The following is a 19,814-nucleotide window of genomic DNA, read 5'->3' on the forward strand; positions in this document are numbered from 1 at the left end:
GCGCTCAGGGCGCCTGGAGGAGGGTGCGGAACCGGGCGGCCACGTGGTCCCACGCCCATTCGCGGGCGATCCAGTCACGCCCGCCCGCGCCCATCTTGCGGGCCTTGTCGGGGTCGCCCAGCAGCTCGACGATCGCCTGGGCGACCTCGCCCGCGTCCTCGCCGTCCACGACCAGCCCGGTCTCGCCGGGCCGCACGGCGTCCGGCGCGCCGCCGGACGCGCCCGCCACCACCGGCAGCCCGGTGGCGGACGCCTCCAGGAACACGATCCCGAGCCCTTCCACGTCCACCCCCTTCCACCGGGTACGGCACGGCATGGCGAACACGTCGGCGGCCGCGTAGTAGCCGGGCAGCGCGGCGGCGGGCACCGTGCCGGTGAACCTGATCGACTCCCGCCCCGCCGCCAGCCGTTCCAGCCTGCCGCGGTGCGGCCCGCCGCCCACGAGCAGCAGCACCGCGTCCGGCACCGCCCGCAGCACCTCGGGCCAGGCCCTGATCAGCTGGTCCTGGCCCTTCCTCGGCACCAGGCGCGACACGCAGACGACCACCGGCCTGCCGTCCAGGCCCAGCCGGGCCTTGGGCGCGCCGGGGTGGAACAGGGTGACGTCCACGCCGGGCGCGAGCCGTACCAGCTTCTCCGGGGGGATGACGGCGACCAGGCGCTGGCGGGTGTACTCGCCCAGGTAGGTCACCACGTCGGCGTGCCGGCCGATCCTGCGCAGCGCCGCGCGGAAGCCCGGCGCGCTCGCCCACGAGGCCTCGTGGCCGTGCGTGAGCATCACCACCCGCCGCGCGCCCGCCGCGCGCAGGCGGGGCGCGAGCAGCCCGAGCGGCGCCGCCGCGCCGAACACCACGGTCCGCGCGCCGTGCTCGGCCACCAGCCGGGCCGCCCTGCGCGCGACGGCCGGGGTCGGCAGCATCAGCCGCGTCGGATGCCGCACGATCGGGTACGGCTGGCGCTCGTCGAACTCCTCGCAGCCCGGCCAGGCGGGCGCGTAGACGGCCACGCCAGGCGTCCGCAGGGCGAGGCCGTGCACGAACGACTGGATGCCGCCAGGTCTCGGCGGGAAGTCGTTCGTGACGATGAGCACCTTGCCCCCGGCACCCGACTCCGCACTGGAATCCACCGCCCCTGTCACTGCACTGGGACGCCGTTCACCTTGGCCCATGCGCGGGCCATGGCGATGCGCTCAGGTGTCGAAGGGTGGGAGGCATAGAGCACATATTCCACCGCATCCGGCGACAGGTCGGAAACGTTGGTGACGGCCAAGCGCTTCTGCATGGCGATGAACGTGGCCGGATCGCGCGTGAGGTCGAGCGCGTGCAGGTCGGCCCTGGCCTCGATGTGCCGGCTGACCAGGTTCTGGGCCGGACCCATGATCAGCGAGCCGAGCGTCATCAACCCCATGATCGCGCCGACCGCGCGGGGGTCGCCGATCGACGTGACGCCCGTGCGGCGGCGTACGGGGTCGAAGACCAGGAACAGCAGCATGGCGCCCAGAGCGGCGGCCAGGGCGCCGATCAAGGTGCCGTAGAGGACGTCGTTGTGCTTGGCGTGGCCCAGTTCGTGCGCCACGACCAGCTCGACCTCCCGCAGCGGGGCCTTGAGCAGCGTGTCGTAGACGACGATCCGGCGCGTGGCGCCGAAGCCGGACACGTACGCGTTGAGCGCCGTCGTCCTGCGCGAGGCGTCGGCGATCAGCACGTCCTCGACGGGCACGCCGTCCCGCTGGGCCATGGCGAGCAGGCTCGCGCGGAGCGCGCCCTGCCGCATGGGCGTGAAGTCGTTGAACAGCGGCTCGAACACCACCGGATAGATGAACGACATCGCCACCGTCAGCGCGAAGGCCCCGGCGGCGGCCGGGATCCACCAGCGCTTGATCCTGCGGGCCAGCGCCATGAGCACGAGGAGCATGAGGCAGAGGATGAACGTCTCGACGCCGATGTTCTTGAGCCGGTCACCGGCCCAGGCCCCCCAGTCCTGGGTGGACAGGCCGTAACCGCGCAGCATCGTCTCGAACCAGATCCCGAGCGGCAGCTTGAGCAGCTCGACGATGACGGTGATGACGACGACGCCGAGCACCACGCGTATCCACCACGGGCCTTTGAGCCAGCCCACGGCCTTCGCGCCGAGCGGGGTGGCCACGAGCAGACCGGCGAGGAGGAGCGTGAGCGCCAGCGACAGGTAGCTCGGCACGGTGGTGGCCGCGTCGAACGCCTCGGCCCTGGCGATCTGCGCGGCGGTGAAGTCACGCGCGGGGTCCGGCGGCCCGGAGGCGAGCAGGCGCCAGGGCGTGCTGAAGGCGGCCACGGCCAGGATGATCAGGGCGAGCACCACGGCCGCCACCGCCGCCTGCCGCCTCAGCCGTTGCCCGCCGGCGGCCTCACGCGCTCCGTCCCCGTTCACGGAGATACCTTCCCCATGCCCCTGCCCCCCTTGAGCGTGAACGTCCACGCCGCTCCTCTCCCTCACGCGAGCTGGTCCCGCACGTAGTCGCGCCACCGTGCGGTCAGCGTGGCCGCGGACAGCCCGAGCGCGGCGAGCGCCCGATCGACGCCGGCTGCCCGGGCATCACGGTAGAGCCTCACCAGCGTCCCCTCACCGAACCGGTCCGCGAGGAAGCGACACGCCAGCCAGGCCTCCTGGTACGCCCGCGCGAGCCGTACGGGGTCCCGACCGTCGGCCGCGAAAGCGGCAGGTCCGGGCAATTCCCCTGGGAGCCGCCCGGAACGCACCTCGGCGGCGAGCTCGGCGGCGGCGGTCCGCACGGGGAGCCCGGAGTCGCGGTACCCCACGTAGTCGGCGAACCCCTCGTAGAGCCAGACGGGCAGGTGGTCGGTGCCCGCGGCGACGTGGGTGAGCTCGTGAGCGAGTACGACGTCCTTGCCGGTGGGGTTGAGCTTGGCGAAGAGCTCGGGGACGACGATCACCCGGCCGCCGTCGGCCAGCGCGGCCAGCCCGTCGACCTGTCCCACCCCGGCCAGCCGGGCGGCCTCCGCGGCGGAGCGGGGGACGACGATCAGCGGTCGTACCGGCCGGCCGAGCACGACCGAGACCCGCCGCCCTGCCGCGTCGGCCCGGCGCGCGAGCTCGTGGAGCTCGCCCTCCGGGGCGTGGTGGCCGACGACGACGGAGCGCGCTCCGTGGATCACGACCGCACCGTCACGCCACAGCCCGCGGGCCTGCGGCGGCAGGATCGGCGCATCGAGGGTGGGGGCGGCGGCGGGGGCGAGAGCGAGGAGCGCGATGGAGACCATCGCCAACCTTCGACTCACCCACCCGGACACGACGCCCGATCGTAGTCGGCCCACGGAGACTTCAGCGCAAAAGAGCGAGCCCCCGCCCGAAACGCGTTCGGGCGGGGGGCTCGGTCACATGCCGGGACGGACGGCGCCGACGAAGGACGCCTTGCGCCATCTGCTCAGCTTGTCGATGCGTACCCGTTCGCCTGTCCGCGGCGAGTGGACCATCTTGCCCTTGCCGACGTACATGCCCACGTGGCCGAGCCCGCTGAAGAACATCAGGTCGCCCGGCTTGAGGTGCCGCCAGGAGACCTTGTTCTTGATGCGGACGAACTGGCTGCTCGCCACGCGCGGGATCCGCACGCCGGCCTTCTTCCAGGCGTACTGGACGAGGCCGGAGCAGTCGAACGAGCCAGGACCCGTGCCTCCGTACCGGTACGGGTCACCGATCTGGTGCTTGGCCACCGCGACGGCCTTGCGGGCCTTGGACTTCTGCCGGGCGGCCTTGGCCGCTCTGAGCGCCGCGGCCCTGGCCGACTTCGAGGTGCGGGCGGCCGTGGCCGCCGTGGCCGCCGAAGCGGCCGTGTTCGTCGCCGCCTGAGCCGTCGGGGCATGGAGGACCACACCTCCGGCCGTCACGGTCATCGTGAGCGCTGCGCCACTCAGGGCAAGGCGGGACAGACGGGGGTTATGCGGGGACGTAGACAGGATTTCTCCTTGGGACTTCCACGAACGCCTACCGGGTTAGCTGACGGGTTCGGGCCTGGAAGTAGCCCTACGGCGCGACTGGCGCCGATTCACCCCTGATCCCTGGGGACTACTGGGATCGCTGGGTCCCCGGCTCCGTGCCTCCTGGCTGCACGGACTCGGCAGGTCACCGCCCGATCAAGGTGAAACGGGGATAGGGGCGGCAACCGGCGGATCTTCAGGGCGCGGAGGACATGGCTTGTTCAACGCGACGACGCCAGAAGCTATGCGGAACCGTCAAGAAACAGCAAAGCGAGACATGCGCTGTAAAGATCAGATAAAGGGGGCTGTCAGATGACAAGCCGCTGCTGGAACGCCAGGTTCCGTTATCGGAATGTGACACTGCTCACATTTGGCTTCAGGGTGGCTTGTCAGGTGGCAAATGTCGCGTTTGTCACATTTCTTCTGGAACGTTCCAAGAACGGACAGGCCCCGTAGCGGGACCGGAGAAAAGGCGGTTACGGGCGGATGGCTCCCACGAGGCCGCTGCCGTAAGAGGAGAGCTTGACGACCTTGACCACGTCGCCGGTCTGGGGCGCGTGGACGATCTGCCCGTTGCCGGCATAAATGCTGACGTGGCCCAGTCCGTTGCTGAAGATGAGGTCCCCGGGCCGGAGTTCACTCAGGGAGACCTTGCGGCCGGCCCCCCACGCCCACTGCTGCCACGTCGTACGCGGCAGCGACACGCCACCGGCGCGCCACGCCGCCTGGGTCAGGCCCGAGCAGTCCCAGCCGTTCGGTCCGGTGCCGCCGAACACGTACGGCTTGCCGACCTGCGCGTAGGCGAAGCGCAGGACGGCGGCGGCGTTGCCCGAGGCAGGACCCGTGTACTTGATGCCGACGCTGTGCGGATTGCCGGGATTGTAGGCATTCAGCTTGTCCAGCAGCTTCTTCTGCTGGCTGATCAGCTTCATGACCTCCTTGCGCTCCTTCTCGACGCCGTCCCGTTCCCTGTCCGCCGCCTCCAGCGCCTGCTCCGCCTTGTCCCGCTCCGTCTTCAGCCCGCGGTTCTCGCGGTCGAACGCGGCCAGCTTCGCCGCCTCCTCCTTCGAGATCTGCCCGGCCAGCGTCAGCCCCGTCAGCAGCGCCGAGGGGTCGTCCGTGCTGACCAGGCCGGGCAGGGAGGTCGGGTAGGCACCGAGCTTGTAGCCGTTGACGGCCATGTTGATCACCTGGGCGCGCAGGTCCGCGACGGTCGCCAGCTTGCGCTCGTAGCTGTCGTTCAGCTTGGTGTAAGCGCTCTTGGCTTCCTTGAAGCGCTCCGTGGCGGTGTTGTAGCGGTCGACGACCTTGTCCGCCTTGTCGTTGAGCTTCTCGAGCTTGGCCTTGGCCTGCCGGAGCGTCGGCTTGGGATCAGCGAGGGCCGGACCTATCGGGGACAGGATCAGCCCGAACGCGAGACCCGCGGCCACCGGCACCCTGCCAAACCTCACTGTGTCGCCTCCCAGGGATGATGTCTGGGGCGAAATAGTACAGAAGTGGCGGGTGAGGTCTCACCCAAAGAGGTAAATCGTGATGGACGGCCAGGCCGTAATCTAGCCCCGGCCCAGCCTGCGCAGCAGCAGGCCAGACGGAACGGGTCTGGCTCCCATCCGCCTGACGGACTCGGCCACCTCGCGGTCCGACGACACCACGGCGATGGCCCGGCCGGGCGGCTCGGCGCGGACGAGCTGGCGGATCAGGTCGTCGGCGATCTCCCCGGGGTCGCTGAACAGCACCCGCACCCCCCGCGGCGCCACCACCTGCACGGGGGCGTTGAGCTCGGCCCCGTCGAACACCACGGTCACCTCGACCCTGGTCTGCGCCACCAGCCCGCCGAGCCCGGTCATCAGCCGGTTGCGCTGGTCGGCCAGGGTGAGCGTGCCGTAGCCGGTCTTGGTCACGTTGTAGCCGTCGATGATCAGGTGGACCTGCGGCAGGGCCAGGAGCTGGTCGAGGAGCTGCGGGTCGTCGTCGGCGAGGGCGCGGGCCGGGACGCCGCGCACGCCGGGCCGCTCGCCGGTGACGGCGGCGACCGAGTCGGCGGGCCGGCTGATCGTCGTGGGCAGGGCCAGCTCCCTGCGCAGCCCGGCGGAGGCGTCCTGCAGCGCGTCGAGCAGCACCCTGATGCGGGCGTCCTCGATGCTCCTGCCCTCACGGGCGGCCCGGCGCGAGGCTTCGAGCTGCTTCTCCACGTCGGCCAGGCGCTCGCGCAGCCGCCGCAGCTCGGACTCGCCCGAGACGGAGGCGGCCGAGGCGGCCGACCTGGCCTCCTCTGCCGCGTGCTCCATCTCCTCGGCATGGCGGACCGCGGCCTTGGCCCGCTCGCGGGCTTCGTGGAGCTTGCGCCGCAGGTCGGAGTTCTCCGCGCGGGCCGCCTTGAGCTGCTCGCGCAGCCGGTCGGACTCCTCCTTGGCGGCGCTCTTCTGCGCGGCCAGTTGCTCGCGCAGCCGGGTGACCGCCTCCTCGCGCTCCGACCCCTCGGCCGCCGCCGCCGACTGCTCCAGGTCGGCGCGGGCGGCCTCGATCATCTCGGCCCAGCCGGGCGGCCGCGTGAGGTACGCGGCCGCGGCCACGAGCACCGGGTCGGCGGCGGGCGGCACGTTCCCCTCGGCCAGCGAGGCGACCAGCTCCGGCCAGCCGGCGGCCACCGACTCGGCCACCAGCTCGCGGAACTTCTTGTCGTTCTCGAGCTGCGCCGCGATGGGCGCGCTGCCGAGCTTGGCACGTTTACGGGGGTCGAACTTGGCGATGCCGCGGAGCGGCGGAGGTATGGAGACAGCGGGCATCGTCCCGAGCACCTGAGAAGCCAGATCGACGACATTGAGCCGCACCTGCTCGGGAAGCGGGCGAGACAGGCCTTCACCCGCTGAACTCATCCCACTTGTCCCTTCGTGACATGCCCTTTCAGACAAGGGTACGGCTGCCGCGTACCTGACCGTAACGGTCACCCCTGTATGGACGAGCGCTTGGTTGGTGATGTACGACTGAGCCGGAGCCTGGGAGGCCGACCGTGACAGATGAGATCCGCACGTCCACCCGCGACCTGGAGGAGCTGGGCGAACGCCTGGCCGTCTGGCTGAGCGGCAGGCTCGGCGTGAGAACCTCGGTGTCCGGAGTGTCCAGGCCGTCCGAGAACGGCATGTCCAGCGAGACCCTCTTCTTCACCGCCGCCTGGGGCGAAGGGGTGACGCGCTGTGTAGCCAGGCTCGCACCTGCGGTGGAGGCCGTTCCGGTGTTCCCCTCGTACGACCTGCGGACGCAGTTCGGGATCATGCGCCTGGCCAGGGAAAAAGCTGGGATTCCAGCGCCCAGGGCTCTCTGGTACGAACCCGACCCCCGGCATCTCGGTACGCCGTTCCTCGTCATGGAGCGCGAGGACGGCGACGTGCCGCCGGACGTGATGCCGTACACGTTCGGGAGCTGGCTGCTGGACGCGGCGCCGACGGACCGGCGCAGGCTCCAGGACGCCGCCGTGGCGGTCCTGGCGGCGCTGCACCAGGCCCGGTTCACGGCCGGGGAGCTGGCGCCGTTCGGGCAGCCCGGGCTGCGCGCGCACGTGGAGGCGCAGCGCGCCTACTACGAGTGGGCGCACGGCGAGCGGCGGATCCCGCTGCTGGAGCGGGCCTTCCGGTGGCTGGAGCCGCACTGGCCGGACGAGCCGGGTCCGGACGTGCTGTGCTGGGGCGACGCCCGGATCGGGAACATGGTGTTCAGGGACTTCACCCCCGTCGCGGTGCTCGACTGGGAGATGGCCGCCGTGGGCCCGCGCGAGCTGGATCTGTCCTGGATGATCTTCCTGCACCGCTTCTTCCAGGACCTCACCGTCGCCGCGGGCTTCCCCGGCATGCCCGACTTCATGCGCCGCGACGACGTCTGCCGGAAATATCGCGAATTAACGGGATACGAGCCTCGCGACATGGACTTCTACGAGACGTATGCCGCCCTCCGGCACGGCATCGTCATGGCCAGGGTGTGGCAGCGCCGGATCCACTTCGGCGAGCAGCCCGCCCCGGCTGACCCCGACGACCTGGTGCTGCACCGGGCCACGATCGAGGAGCTGCTGGCGGGGTGACTACGTACCGGCGTCGTAGACCAGCAGCGCGACCTGGACCCGGTTGTTGAGGTCGAGCTTGGCGAGGATGCGTGAGACGTGCGCCTTGACCGTGGGCACGCTCATGTACAGCTCACGCGCGATCTCGGCGTTCGACCTGCCCCGTCCCACGGCCAGCGCCACCTCCCGCTCCCGCTCGCTGAGGCGGGCGAGCAGCTTCCTGGCCCGTTCGGTACGCTCTCCCGCCCCGCCGTCCGACACATGCGTGATGAGCTGGCGCGTCACCGCCGGTGCGAGGATCGGCTCCCCCGCGGCCACCTTCCTGATGGCCTGCACCAGCTCGCCGGGCGCGATGTCCTTCAGCAGGAACCCCGCCGCCCCCGCCCGCAGCGCCCGCAGCACCTGCGCGTCCGCGTGGAAGGTGGTCAGCACCACCACCTCGGGCGGCGAGGACGTGCGGCGCAGCGCCTCGGTGGCGGTCAGCCCGTCGACGCCGGGCATGCGGATGTCCATCAGCACCACGTCGGGCCGGTGCTCGGCAACCAGCGGCGGCACCTCGGACCCGTCGCCGGCCTCGGCCACGATCTCGATGTCGTCCACGCCGCCCAGGATCATCGACAGCCCCGCCCGCACCATCGCGTCGTCGTCGACGATCAGCAGCCTGATCATGCGTCCTCCCGATCCGTCTCCACCGGCCACGGCAGCCACGCGCGTACCGCGAACTCGCCGTCCGGGGTCGCGCCGTGCTCCAGCCGTCCGCCGGCCAGCCCGGCCCGTTCCTTCAGCCCGATGAGCCCGGCCCCGGCGCCCGGAAGGCTCCGTCCGACGAGCCCCGCCCCGGCGCCCGGAAGGCCCCGCCCGACGAGCCCGGCTCCGGCGCCGGGGAGGTGCAGCCCGTGGCGCGCCTCCAGAGGGTTGCGCACCTCCGCCGACAGCCCCTCGCCCGGCGCTCCGAAGACCGACACCGCCACGGGCGCCCCGCCGGCGTGCTTGCGCGCGTTGGTCAGCGCCTCCTGGACGATGCGGTAGACGTTGCGGCCCAGCCCTTCCGGCGCGCCGCCGTCGGCCCGCAGGTCGAGCCGCACGTCCATGCCCGCGTGGCGGCACTCCTCGACCAGCGCGGGCAGGTCGGCGAGCGTGGGCTGCGGCCGGTCGGGCACCGGGTCCTCGCCGTCCGGGTGCGCGTGGCGCAGCACGCCGATCACCTCGCGCAGGTCCTGTAACGCCAGGTGGGCGTTGGTCCTGATGGCGCCGGCGGCCCTGGCGATCTCCTCGGCGGGCGCGTCCGGCCGGAACTCCAGGGCGCCCGCGTGCAGGCTCAGCATGGAGATGCGGTGCGCGAGCACGTCGTGCATCTCCCTCGCGATGCGCTCGCGCTCGAGCCGCTTGGCCTCCTCCGCGGCGCTGTCGGCCCGCTGCCGGAGCGACCAGATGAGCTGCCGCCTGGCCCTGATCACGACGCCCCACGCGTACACGGCCAGCGCGATCGTCACGCCGAGCGCCGCCGCCAACGCCCGGTCCAGCTCCTCCTGGGGCCGCAGCATGACGTACGGGGCCACCGTGACGAGGGAGAACAGCAGGATCGGCCCGGAGACCTTGAACGGCCGGTGCACCGCCACCGTGAACAGCCCCACGAGCGAGGCCCCGCCCGACAGCTCCAGGTAGGACGAGAGCAGGGTGGTCACCACCGCCAGGCCCACCGGCCACCTGCGCCGCAGCCACACCGCCATGCACGACAGCGCCCCCACCACCTGCTCCAGAGCCTGCAGCGGCTCCGGCTCGTCCTGGAGCTCCGGCAGGGTGAAGAGCGTGATGCCGCACGCGAGCAGGAACATGCCGATGTCGACGATCCAGTCGCGGGTCGAGCGGCGCACCCTGCGGCTCTCGCGCCCGTCGCCGAGCAGCACCGACGGCAGCGCCCACCGGTACTCGTCGGCGTGAGCGCCGTCCCCCCGCAGTCCCGTCACGCTCACCGAGGTTAGGCCCTGCCAGGGGTACGGCGACAGCGACCAAAGTCGATGCCGGCCGAGACCTACGGCCGACGCGGCTCCCGCGTCCCGGCGGCGACGCTTGGGACCCATGAAGGCTGTGCTGACGGTGCTCGGCTGGCTGCTGCTCCTGCAAGGTCTGGGCGGCCTGCTGAACACCCTGTTCGGATGGTGGCGGTGGGCGCACGACCTGCTCGTGGTCAACCGGCTGCCGTTCCTGGAGGGGTACGAGGTGTTCGCTGCCATCGTGATCGGGGTGCTCGGGCTGGCGCTGCTGGCCGTGGCCGACTCCGTGAAGCGGGCGGAGGGCGGGCGATGACCGGAGGCGCGCAGGTGGGGCTACGCCCACCGCGTCACCAGGCCGATCCGCGGGCGGTCGCCTGGTGGACGGTGCAGGGGCTGATCTTCCTGGTGCCGGTAGCGCTCGCGGCGGTGGCGGCGTACTGGATCTTCACCTCGCGGCCGCTCTGGCTGGGCGCGTGCGTGGGGGTCTTCGCCGTGGGCTGCGTGCTGCTGGCCCTCGTGGCGCCGCGCGCCTACTACCGGGTGGAGCGGTGGGAGGTCACCGACCAGGCGGTCTACACGCGCAAGGGGTGGCTGACCCACACCTGGCGGGTGGCGCCGATGTCGCGTATCCAGCGGGTCGACACCGCGCGGGGGCCGGTGCAGCGACTGTTCGGGCTGGCCGACATCACGGTGACCACCGCCTCGTCGGCGGGGGCCGTCAAGATCGAGGCGCTGGACCACGAGGTGGCGGCCGAACTGGCCGAACGCCTGACCGCCATCACGCAGGCGACGCCGGGGGACGCGACGTGAACGCCGCTCACACCGGGGACGGGCCCGGGGATGGGCACGGCGTGGAGGTGGCGTCCCTTGACGGCGGGGCATCCCTTGACGGCAGGGCATCCCTTGACGGCGGGGCATCCCTTGACGGCGGGCCAGGCGGCGGGGCCGGGGGCTGGCGGGGGCTGGCCGGGCGGAGCCTGTGGGCGTCCGGGGCGAAGTCGCTGGCGATCGTGGCGGGTGTGGTGGCGGCGGTGGTGCGCTTCCTCGTCGGGAGCGACTGGCCGCCCGGCGCTGTGGTGACGGCCAGCGCGGCGGCGGCGGTGCTGGTCGTGGCCGCCGTGGTGGCGTACGACGCGGCCCGGCTCCGTGCCACCCGCTGGCGGCTCACCCCCGAACGCCTCGAGCTGCGCTCGGGCATCACCGTACGCCAGCACCGCTCGATCCCCCTCGACCGCGTACGCAGCGTGGACCTGAGGGCCGATCCGGTGCTCCGGTTCTTCGGCCTGACGGTGGTCAAGGTCGGCACCGGTGAGCACTCGGCCGAGGGCACCGACCTGGCGCTCGACCCGCTGACCAGGCACGAGGCGGAGTCCCTGCGCCGTACCCTGCTGCGCCAGGGCGAGGGATCCGCTCCCGGCGACGGGCCGCTGGTGGAGCTGCGCTGGTCGTGGATCAGGTACGCGCCGCTGTCGGTGTGGACGTTCACCGGGACCGCGCTGGTGCTCGGGGGCCTCTACAAGGCGCTCGACTCGTTCGGGGTCGAGGGCGTCGCCACCTGGGCGGCGAACGGCCTGTGGGCCTGGGTGACGGCACGGCCGCTGGTGGCGGTCCCGCTGCTCCTCGCCGTGAACGCGGCCGCCGGTGTCCTCGGCGCCGTCCTGCTGTTCGCCGAGTCGTGGGGCCGTTACCGGCTGGACCGCGAGCCAGGCCGGCTCCGGCTCCGGCGCGGCCTGCTGACCACCCGTTCCCTGACGCTGGAGGAGCGGCGGCTGCGCGGCGTGGAGATCAGCGAACCGCTGCTGCTCCGGCTGGGCGGCGGGGCACGCGTCAAGACCATCGCCACCGGGCTCGGCAAGGCGGCGGAGAACGAGACGGAGGACGTCGCCGCCCTCACCCCGCCGCTCCCCCGCGCCGTGGCCTGGCAGCTCGCCGCCAGGATCGCCGGCACTCGGGCGCCGGCCACTACGAGCGACGCCGGAAGCAGCGCGAACGCGTCCGGAAGCGGCGCGGTCGAAATGGGCATGGGGGCGCTCGTGGCGCATCCGGCGGCGGCCAGGCGGAGGCGGGTGGTGCGGGCGCTGGTGACGGTCTCCGTGCTGGCCGCGATCGCCGGGGCGGTGTCCTGGCTGGCCCCGTGGTCCTGGGTGCGGCTGTCCGTCTGGGCGGTGCCGGTGGTGGCGCTGGCGTCCGGCATGTGGGCGGCCGTAACGGACGCCAGGAGCCTCGGGCACGCGCTGGGCGGCCGCCACCTCCTCACCAGGCAGGGCGCGCTAGTACGGCGCACCGTCGCCCTCGACCGCAAGGGCATCTCAGGGTGGACGATCAGCGAGTCGTTCTTCCAGCGCCGCGCGGGCCTGCTCACCGTCTCCGCCGTCACCGCCGCGGGCCAGGGACACTACGACGTGGTGGACGTGGGCCGCGCCGACGGCCTCCTGCTGGCGGCTCGAGCCGTCCCCGGCCTGCTCGAGCCGTTCCTCGTCCGCGAAAAGGCGCGGGAAAACCAGTGAGCCGCGTGATCCCCCCGGCTTGCCCATGCCCCTGTACTGGACAAACCCGATCCCGCGGCTCAGGTCTTGCAGGACATAACGGTATTTGGGCCACTTGCAACCGGGTTGCAGCTCCATTAACCGTTGACGCGGGTGAGCGCCCAGGGGGATGATCCCCGCGTGGTGCCTGGACCGGCGCTCGCCTGCCGAGCCCTCAGTTGCCGCGCGGGCGGGCGTACGGTCATCGAAGACCTCACCCTCGAGCGTCGCGGCCGTCGTCGGCGTCGCGCTGCTGATCAGCCTGCTGGCCGCCGTGCTCGTGTCGGAGGCGCTGCTGCGCGGCATCCGCGTGGAGCGCCTCCGCGACGCCCCCACCTAGCCGCGCGCCCGGTGTCCTGTCCAGCCGCGCGCCCAGCGGCCCGGCCGGCCGCGTCCAGCTGCCCGCCTGGCCGCGTGGGTCCGGGCGCCCAGCTGCCTGGCCAGCCGCGCGCCCGGTTGCCCGGCTAGCTGCCCACGGGCTGCTTGGCGAGCTGGGCCAGGTACGCCCTGGCCAGGGTGAGCGCCCCGTCCATGGCCTCCTTCTGAGGCATGAGCTGGACCTTGCGAGAGGTCTGCGGCTCGTCGGCGGGCCGCTGGTGGCCGGAGAGGTCGACGACGACCACGACCGCGCCCTTGCGCATCACCACCGTGCCGCTGGAGGCCGAGACCTCGCTGTGCCGGTCCGTGACGTACTGCTGGTACGCCTCGTCGCCCAGCCCCTTGACGTCGGTCAGCCTGCCCCAGGAGATGCCGCCTATCGACGACCGCTCCGTGGTCTTGTCGCGGCCGTGCTCGCTGGCGTAGTAGCCCTTGGCCGCGGTCTCGTCGGCGGCGCCCGCCCGGTTGGTGAACCGGTGGACGGTGATCAGCGCGCTGCGGATCTTCTTGCCGCCCTTGCTGTCGCCGGGCAGGTCGAGGTTGAGCCAGCGGCACTCGGTCTGGGCGTCGGCGCCGACCTCGGTGCCGCGCGCCCGGGTGGTGGGCTCGGGCACCAGCCGCGTCGCCACCTCGGTCACGGCGCCGCAGTCGCCCGGGAAGGCCGCCAGCACGGTCGGCGAGGGCGTCGGGCGCGCGCTCGGCGAGGTCGTGGCCTTCGACGGCTCCGGCTTGGCCAGCACGCCCGGATGCTGGGCCTGCCAGGCCGCGACGCCCTTGGCGAACTGCGCGACCAGGCCGCTCACCTCCCGGATGGCGTTCTCCTCGTTGATCGACTTGGTGCTCTCGTTGGACAGGATCTGCGCGTCCTTGCGCTGCTGTCCGGCCTGGAACTTGACCCGTACCGTCATGTCGCCGACCCGGGCGTGGGCCTCGCCGTAGGAGTACCACAGCAGCTTGCTGTCCCGCCGCCAGGTGTACTGCGCGAACGCGCCCTCGCCGACGCCCGGGATGTCCTTGAGCGGCGAGATGTACTCCTTCTCGTCGGGGTCGAGCGAGGGCTTGGCGGTCTCGTTGTACTTGCCGCCCTGGTACTCGACCTCGTACGAGTTCTGCGCCATGGCCCGGCCGGTCTTGGCGCCGTCGCCCTTGTGCTGCTCGATCCGTACGTCGATCTCCCTGCTACGCCAGAACTCCCCGAACGAGATGCGCTGGTTCATCCAGTCGCAGGTGAAGACGACCGTGTACTCGTTGTCCTCGGAGCGCTTGGAGACGGTCGCGTCGGGCACGAGGCGGTCGGCCTCCTCCTGGGGCAGCATGGCGCACACGTCGGGGCCGGCCGCCGCGGCGGGGGCGGCCTGAGACGGCCCGGCGCTCCGGGCCGTGGGCGGCTTGGAGGCGCCGGAGACCTTCTGGACCACGATGTAGGCGCCCACCCCGCCCGCCGCGACCAGCACGACGAGGGCAGCGGCGATGGTGGGCAGCAGCCAGGCGGGCCGCCGCGGCGCGGGCGGCGGTGGAGGTGGCGGTGGAGGTGGCGGTGGCGGCATCGGGGGCTGGGTCGGCGGCTCGAACTGCCTTCCCGGCACCTGGTAAGGGGTGGTCGGCGGCTGCCACTCGCTACCGGGATTCACCTGAACTCCTGGGGTTGCCCTGACTTGCGGGGAAACAGCCTAGTCACGCCCCTTGCAACGCGCTTGCGGTTCTGCCGCTTGACCGGCTCACTTGGCCAGTTTCGCGGAGATCAGCCGGGCGGCGGCGAGGGCCGGCTCCTTGTCCACCGGGTCCGTCACCGGCACGTCCGCCCGCTGCCAGATCACCTCGCCGAGCAGGTTGCTCGTGCGGAAGAGCACCGTGGTGTCGGCGAAACCCTCGGTGGTGCTGGTCATGGCGGCCTTGAAGGTGTTCTGGGTGATCGCCGCCTCCCCGACGCCCGGGAGGTCGTTGACCTGGCCTCGGGAGGTGCGCAGCACCGTGCCCTTCGCCGCGGCGCGGCTCGCCTTCTCGCTGGCGAAGCGGCGCTGCGCCACCTGGGGGCCGCTGAGGTCGCCGTCGGGCTGCTCCGCCCAGGTGCGTACGAGGAGGCGGTCGCCCACCGAGCCCCGGCGGAGGTACCACTGGCACTCCCCCGGCCGGGTGAGCGTGCGCTCGGGCTCGCCCTTCACGAGCTGGGCGGCCTGGGCGTCACTGAGCAGCGTGCAGGGGTCGGGAGCCGTGGCGAACCTGCCCGCCTCCGGCCCGCTCCTGAGCGCCCCCGTGGCGTACCAGCCGCCGGCGCCCAGCGCCACGACCGCGGCGAGCGCCGCGGGCACCAGCCACCACCGGCGGCGGCGAACCGGGGCGGCCCCCGCCAGGGCGCTGAGCGCCTGGCGGACCTGTGCCGCGGTGGGACGGGCGGACGGGTTCTTCACCAGCATGGCCATGAGCAGGCCGCCGAACTCGCGGCCCGCCCTCATCGGGAACGGCGGCTCGTGCAGCAGCACCGCCGCCGCGACCGCCGCGGGCAGCTCCCGCTCGAACGGCGCGCGCCCCTCCACCGCGGTGTAGAGGCTGGCGCCGAGCGACCACAGGTCGGACGACGGGCCGGCGGGCTCCTCGTTGAGCCGCTCGGGGGCCATGTAGCCGGGCGAGCCCGCGAAGCCGAACCTGCCGCCCTGCCCGCCCATCTGCGTCGCGATGCCGAAGTCGGTGAGCATGGCCGAGCCGTCGGCGTCGAGCAGGATGTTGGCCGGCTTGACGTCCTGGTGGAGCATGCCGTTGGCGTGGGCCACCTCCAGCGCCGACAGCACGCGCAGCCCCACCGCGGCCACGTAGCCGGGCGGCAGCGGGCCCTGCTCCTTGATCACCTTGTCCAGCGAGCGGCCGGTGACCAGGTCCATGATGATCCACGGCTGGCCGCCCTCCAGGACGACGTCGTGCACGAGCACGATCGCCGGGTCGCGCAGCCGGCCCGCCGACCTGGCCTCGTGGATCGCGATGTCGGCGAACTCGGCCCGCTGGGGCGGCGTCAGCCCCTCCGGAACGCGTACCTGCTTGACCGCCACCTGGCGGTCGAGGATTTCGTCGATGGCCCGCCACACCGTGCCCGCGCCGCCCTGCCCGAGCCGCTCGATCAGGCGGTAGCGGCCGGCCAGCTGGTAGAGCTCATCGGGCATTGCGCAGCACCTGCTCGCTCGCCTGCGCCGCCTTCAGCGCCGTCTGCTTGATCTCCTCGTCCGTCGGCTTGTCGGCGAGCGTGGAGTATTCGACGGTGACCACCAGGTTGGCCAGCCGGTAGAAGACGTGGGCGGAGTGGACGCGGCCGGTGGGGCCCATCAACTCGAAGCCGAACGCCTCCTCGCCGACGCCGCTGACCTGGTGGAGCGGGGTGCGCCTGGCCTGCTGCATGTTCTTGACGCCGATCTCGGGCCAGGTCCAGTCGACCTTGTCGTACCTGGTCCACCAGCGCTTCTGGTTCTCGAAGAGCAGGTGGGCCGAGGCCGCCGTCATCGACCAGGGGTCGACGGTGTCGGAGTCCTTCTGCACCTGCAGGCCCACGCCGGTGTTGGTGACCGGCCAACCGCACTTGGGGCCCTGCTCGTCGGCGTTCGGCTGTCCCTTCGGCGGCTGCTGCGTACGCAGCAGCCTGCCCACGTCCTGCGGGGCGAGCAGCGTGCACACGTCCATGGGCACGGTGAACGCGGCCGGCCCCGCCTCCGCCCGGTCCCGCAGGACGAGGAAGGCGGCCGTGCCGCCCGCGCCGAGGAGCAGCGCCGTCACGGCCGCGATCCAGAGCGCGGCCCTGCCGCCGCGCCGGCCGACCTTGCCGGGCGCGGTCACGTCGTGGTTGACCGGCAGCGGGAGCGCCTGGCCGCCCGTTGCCACCTGCCTGAGCGCCTGCACGACCACCCGCGGGTCGGGGCGGGCCGCCGGCTGGTGCGCCATCATGGCGGCCAGCAGCGGCCCGAGAGGCCCTGGAGCGACCCGTACGGGCTCCGTCAGCGTCGCCCGCACCCGCTGGGCCGCCGAGCCCTCGTAGGCCGGCGCGCCCGTCAGCGCGACGTAGAGCGTGGCGCCGAGCGACCACAGGTCACTGGCCGGCCCGCCGGGCTCGCCGGCCAGCCGCTCGGGCGGGATGAACCCCGGCGAGCCGATCATCAGGCCCTGCTCGGTGAGCGTGGCCTGACCCTCCTGCCTGGCGATGCCGAAGTCGGTGAGCACCACCCGGCCGCTCTCGGTCAGGAACACGTTGCCCGGCTTGACGTCGCGGTGCTGCAGCCCCTGCGCGTGGGCCGCCATCAAGGCCTCCAGCACGTCGGCGCCGACGCGCGCGGCATGCTCAGCCGGCATGGGTCCGAACTCGCGCACCGTCTCGCCGAGCGTGCGGCCTCGTAGCAACTCCATGACCAGCCAGGGGCGGTCGTTCTCGACGACCACGTCGTGCAGCGCCACGATGCCGGGATGCCGCAGCCGCGCGGTGGCCTGCGCCTCGCGCACGGCCCGCTTCACCGAGTCGGAGCGTTCCTTGGGCGACATGCCCTCGGCCAGCGTGAGCTCCTTGACCGCGACATCGCGGTCAAGCATCTCATCCCTGGCCAGCCACACCTTTCCCATGCCACCCGCGCCTAGAGGGCGCATCAGGGCATAGCGGCCGGCAAGTCTTCCCGCGGACATACACGGAAGGGTAACTAAGGATCAAGAGGGATGGTTATTCGTTCCTGTCGGTCCCCCTCTCTATGGTCTTGGATCGTGGACGCGGTTCAAGGCACTCTCGACGAGCTCGGCACTCCGCTGAGTGACGTCACGTTCGTCGTGTTCGACCTCGAGACGACCGGCGGCTCCCCGTCCGACGACGCCATCACCGAGATCGGCGCGGTCAAGGTGCGGGCGGGCGAGGTGCTCGGCGAGTTCTCCACGCTGGTCGATCCCGGCGGGCCGATCCCGCCGTTCATCTCCGTGCTGACCGGCATCACCGACGCCATGGTCACGGCGGCGCCGCGGATCGAGGCGGTGCTGCCGAGCTTCCTCGAGTTCATCCGGGGGGCCACGCTGGTGGCCCACAACGCCGGTTTCGACACCCGTTTCGTCAAGGCCGCCTGCGCCGCGCACGGCTATCCCCCGCCCGCCAATCCGGTCGTCGACACCGTCGACCTGGCCCGCCGGGTGCTGACCCGCGACGAGGTGCCCAACGCCAAGCTGGCGACGCTGGCCAGGTTCTTCCGCAGCGCCACCGAGCCGTGCCACCGCGCCCTGGAGGACGCCAGGGCCACCGTCGAGGTGCTCCACGGGCTGATCGAGCGGGCCGGTTCGTTCCAGGTGCACACGCTCGAAGAGCTCAAGTCGTTCGTCCGCGCCCCGACGCCCGAGCAGCAGCGCAAGCGCCACCTCGCCGAGTCGGTCCCGCACGCCCCCGGGGTCTACTTCTTCGAGGACGAGCGCGGCGAGGTGCTCTACATCGGCAAGAGCACCAACCTGCGCAACCGCGTACGCTCCTACTTCACGGCGAGCGAGACCCGCCCGCGCATCCGCGAGATGATCGGCATCGCCGAGCGGGTGCGCCACATCGTCTGCTCGACCGCCCTGGAGGCGGAGGTCAGGGAGCTGCGCCTGATCGGCGGCGCCAAGCCCCGCTACAACCGCCGCTCCCGCTTCCCCGAGAAGGTGCTCTGGCTCAAGCTCACCGCCGAGGTCTTCCCGCGCCTGTCGATCGTGCGCGAGGTCAAGGACGACGGGGCCACCTACCTCGGCCCGTTCACCAGCGCCCGCCTCGCCGACGACGCCCGCATCGCCCTGCACGAGGCGGTCCCGCTGCGCCAGTGCACCCAGCCGCTCTCGCTGCGCACCCGGCGGGCGGCCTGCGTGCTCCACGAGATGGGCCGCTGCGGCGCGCCCTGCGCGGGCAAGGAGAGCCAGGAGGAATACGCGCTCCACGTGGAGAGCGCGCGCCGGGCCATGACCCTCGACGCCTCGCTCGTCTTCACCGCCGTGTCGGCCCGCATGGAGCGGCTGTCGGTGGAGCAGCGCTACGAGGAGGCGTCGGTCGACCGCGACCGGCTGGCCTCCTTCGTCCGCACGGCGGCCCGCATGCAGCGCCTGAGCGCCATCACCCGCATCCCGCAGTTAGTGGCCGCCAGCCCGGCCTTCGGCGGCGGCTGGGACATCCACGTCATCCGGTACGGGCGGCTCGCGGCGGCCGGGGTCATGCCGAAGGGCACCCATCCGACCCCTTTCGTGGCCTCCCTGACGGCCACCGCCGAGGCCGTCATCCCGGGCCCCGGCCCGGTCCACGCCGCCAGCGCCGAGGAGACCGAGTGCATCCTGCGCTGGCTGGAGTCGCCCGGGGTCCGGCTGGTGGAGGTGGACGGCGAGTGGAGCCTGCCCGCCTGGGGCGCCGCCCGCCACAAGGCCCGCATCGACCTGGCGTACCGGCATCTCGATCAGGGGCGGAACCGGGAGGGGCGGCCCCTGAGGTGAAACGATAGAGTTGATCCATGGTCACGGCTATCGTCCACATCAATGCAGAGGTAGACCGGATCCCGGAGGTCGCCCAGACGATCGCCGAGATCGAAGGGGTCAGCGAGGTCTACTCGATCACCGGCGACTACGACCTGCTGGCGATGGTGCGGGTGGCCCGCTATGAGGAGATCGCCGAGGTGGTGCCCGGGCGGATCAACAAGGTGGCCGGGGTGCTGCACACGGAGACGCACATCGCGTTCCGCGCCTACTCCAGGCACGACCTGGACGCCGCCTTCTCGATCGGCTTCCCCGAGGCCGACTGACCCGCCCCCCGGTCGTGGTGGCGTCCGACCACGGAGCGGGCCGAGAATGCGCGCCGTCACGGCGAGCAGCCCGTGAGCCTTCACGACCGGCCATGACGGACGGCAACGGTCTACGGCGCGTGCGGGCGACCCCGGCGCAG

The 19,814-nt window shown here is 72.3% G+C and carries 18 protein-coding genes and 1 riboswitch; of the genes, 7 read left to right on the forward strand and 11 right to left on the reverse strand.

The features are described from left to right. Positions 1–4: 4 nt before the first annotated feature. The 6 genes from AB0H84_RS06225 to AB0H84_RS06250 all read right to left on the reverse strand — a co-directional run bounded on the left by AB0H84_RS06225 (position 5) and on the right by AB0H84_RS06250 (position 6,847). Positions 5–1,126: a glycosyltransferase family 4 protein gene (locus AB0H84_RS06225; RefSeq protein ID WP_357598895.1), complete on the reverse strand. Its 1,122-nt coding sequence runs from the start codon at positions 1,124–1,126 to the stop codon at positions 5–7. A gap of 8 nt (positions 1,127–1,134) precedes the next feature. Beyond that, positions 1,135–2,406, reverse strand: coding sequence for a M48 family metallopeptidase (locus tag AB0H84_RS06230; RefSeq protein WP_357598898.1), 1,272 nt, complete (start codon positions 2,404–2,406; stop codon positions 1,135–1,137). A gap of 62 nt (positions 2,407–2,468) precedes the next feature. Next, positions 2,469–3,257 (reverse strand): hypothetical protein, encoded by a 789-nt coding sequence (locus AB0H84_RS06235; RefSeq protein WP_357598901.1) that lies wholly within the window; start codon positions 3,255–3,257, stop codon positions 2,469–2,471. Between the two features lie 114 nt (positions 3,258–3,371). Beyond that, positions 3,372–3,887 carry a C40 family peptidase gene (locus AB0H84_RS06240; RefSeq protein ID WP_357598904.1) on the reverse strand — a complete coding sequence of 172 codons (516 nt, stop codon included), beginning with the start codon at positions 3,885–3,887 and terminating at the stop codon, positions 3,372–3,374. 73 nt (positions 3,888–3,960) lie between these two features. Continuing rightward, positions 3,961–4,124: riboswitch (cyclic di-AMP (ydaO/yuaA leader) on the reverse strand. A gap of 323 nt (positions 4,125–4,447) precedes the next feature. After that, a complete protein-coding gene (locus AB0H84_RS06245; RefSeq protein WP_357598906.1) occupies positions 4,448–5,422 on the reverse strand; it encodes an NlpC/P60 family protein in 975 nt (324 codons plus the stop codon). 102 nt (positions 5,423–5,524) lie between these two features. Then, positions 5,525–6,847 (reverse strand): NYN domain-containing protein, encoded by a 1,323-nt coding sequence (locus AB0H84_RS06250; RefSeq protein ID WP_357598909.1) that lies wholly within the window; start codon positions 6,845–6,847, stop codon positions 5,525–5,527. A gap of 134 nt (positions 6,848–6,981) precedes the next feature. Between AB0H84_RS06250 and AB0H84_RS06255 the strand changes: the two genes are divergently transcribed. Continuing rightward, positions 6,982–8,043, forward strand: a complete 1,062-nt coding sequence (locus tag AB0H84_RS06255; protein WP_357598912.1) for a phosphotransferase family protein — start codon at positions 6,982–6,984, stop codon at positions 8,041–8,043. Here AB0H84_RS06255 and AB0H84_RS06260 read toward each other — a convergent pair whose 3' ends face one another. Together AB0H84_RS06260 and AB0H84_RS06265 are read right to left on the reverse strand one after the other, a co-directional pair. Next, positions 8,044–8,691: a response regulator transcription factor gene (locus tag AB0H84_RS06260; protein ID WP_357598915.1), complete on the reverse strand. Its 648-nt coding sequence runs from the start codon at positions 8,689–8,691 to the stop codon at positions 8,044–8,046. Further along, positions 8,688–9,989 carry a histidine kinase gene (locus tag AB0H84_RS06265; RefSeq protein WP_357598918.1) on the reverse strand — a complete coding sequence of 434 codons (1,302 nt, stop codon included), beginning with the start codon at positions 9,987–9,989 and terminating at the stop codon, positions 8,688–8,690. The genes AB0H84_RS06260 and AB0H84_RS06265 overlap by 4 nt, the downstream gene beginning before the upstream one ends. 112 nt (positions 9,990–10,101) lie before the next feature. Between AB0H84_RS06265 and AB0H84_RS06270 the strand changes: the two genes are divergently transcribed. The 4 genes from AB0H84_RS06270 (at position 10,102) to AB0H84_RS06285 (ending at position 12,881) form a co-directional block, all read left to right on the forward strand. Further along, positions 10,102–10,329 (forward strand): hypothetical protein, encoded by a 228-nt coding sequence (locus AB0H84_RS06270; RefSeq protein WP_357598920.1) that lies wholly within the window; start codon positions 10,102–10,104, stop codon positions 10,327–10,329. Then, entirely contained in the window at positions 10,326–10,826 is a 501-nt protein-coding gene (locus AB0H84_RS06275; RefSeq protein ID WP_357598923.1) for a PH domain-containing protein, read from the forward strand. The genes AB0H84_RS06270 and AB0H84_RS06275 overlap by 4 nt, the downstream gene beginning before the upstream one ends. Beyond that, entirely contained in the window at positions 10,823–12,523 is a 1,701-nt protein-coding gene (locus tag AB0H84_RS06280; protein ID WP_357598926.1) for a PH domain-containing protein, read from the forward strand. The genes AB0H84_RS06275 and AB0H84_RS06280 overlap by 4 nt, the downstream gene beginning before the upstream one ends. A 148-nt stretch (positions 12,524–12,671) precedes the next feature. After that, complete coding sequence (locus tag AB0H84_RS06285) at positions 12,672–12,881, forward strand: hypothetical protein (RefSeq protein WP_357598929.1); 210 nt, start codon at positions 12,672–12,674, stop codon at positions 12,879–12,881. A gap of 124 nt (positions 12,882–13,005) precedes the next feature. On the opposite strand, the gene AB0H84_RS06290 is transcribed toward AB0H84_RS06285, so the two are convergent. The 3 genes from AB0H84_RS06290 to AB0H84_RS06300 form a co-directional block, all read right to left on the reverse strand. Beyond that, positions 13,006–14,550: a hypothetical protein gene (locus tag AB0H84_RS06290; protein ID WP_357598932.1), complete on the reverse strand. Its 1,545-nt coding sequence runs from the start codon at positions 14,548–14,550 to the stop codon at positions 13,006–13,008. 87 nt (positions 14,551–14,637) lie between these two features. Continuing rightward, positions 14,638–16,071 carry a serine/threonine-protein kinase gene (locus tag AB0H84_RS06295; protein ID WP_357598935.1) on the reverse strand — a complete coding sequence of 478 codons (1,434 nt, stop codon included), beginning with the start codon at positions 16,069–16,071 and terminating at the stop codon, positions 14,638–14,640. Beyond that, positions 16,061–17,569 carry a serine/threonine-protein kinase gene (locus AB0H84_RS06300; RefSeq protein WP_357598938.1) on the reverse strand — a complete coding sequence of 503 codons (1,509 nt, stop codon included), beginning with the start codon at positions 17,567–17,569 and terminating at the stop codon, positions 16,061–16,063. Before AB0H84_RS06300 ends, AB0H84_RS06295 begins: the two co-directional genes overlap by 11 nt. Before the next feature lie 75 nt (positions 17,570–17,644). Here AB0H84_RS06300 and AB0H84_RS06305 point away from each other — a divergent pair, with 75 nt between their 5' ends. Further along, positions 17,645–19,369 carry a DEDD exonuclease domain-containing protein gene (locus tag AB0H84_RS06305; protein ID WP_357598941.1) on the forward strand — a complete coding sequence of 575 codons (1,725 nt, stop codon included), beginning with the start codon at positions 17,645–17,647 and terminating at the stop codon, positions 19,367–19,369. Between the two features lie 17 nt (positions 19,370–19,386). Then, the gene (locus AB0H84_RS06310; RefSeq protein WP_357598944.1) at positions 19,387–19,674 is read left to right on the forward strand and encodes an Lrp/AsnC ligand binding domain-containing protein; all 288 of its coding nucleotides are present in this window, start codon (positions 19,387–19,389) and stop codon (positions 19,672–19,674) included. Positions 19,675–19,814 lie beyond the last annotated feature (140 nt).

The sequence above is a fragment of the Nonomuraea sp. NPDC050786 genome (assembly GCF_040654115.1).
Taxonomy (GTDB): Bacteria; Actinomycetota; Actinomycetes; order Streptosporangiales; family Streptosporangiaceae; genus Nonomuraea.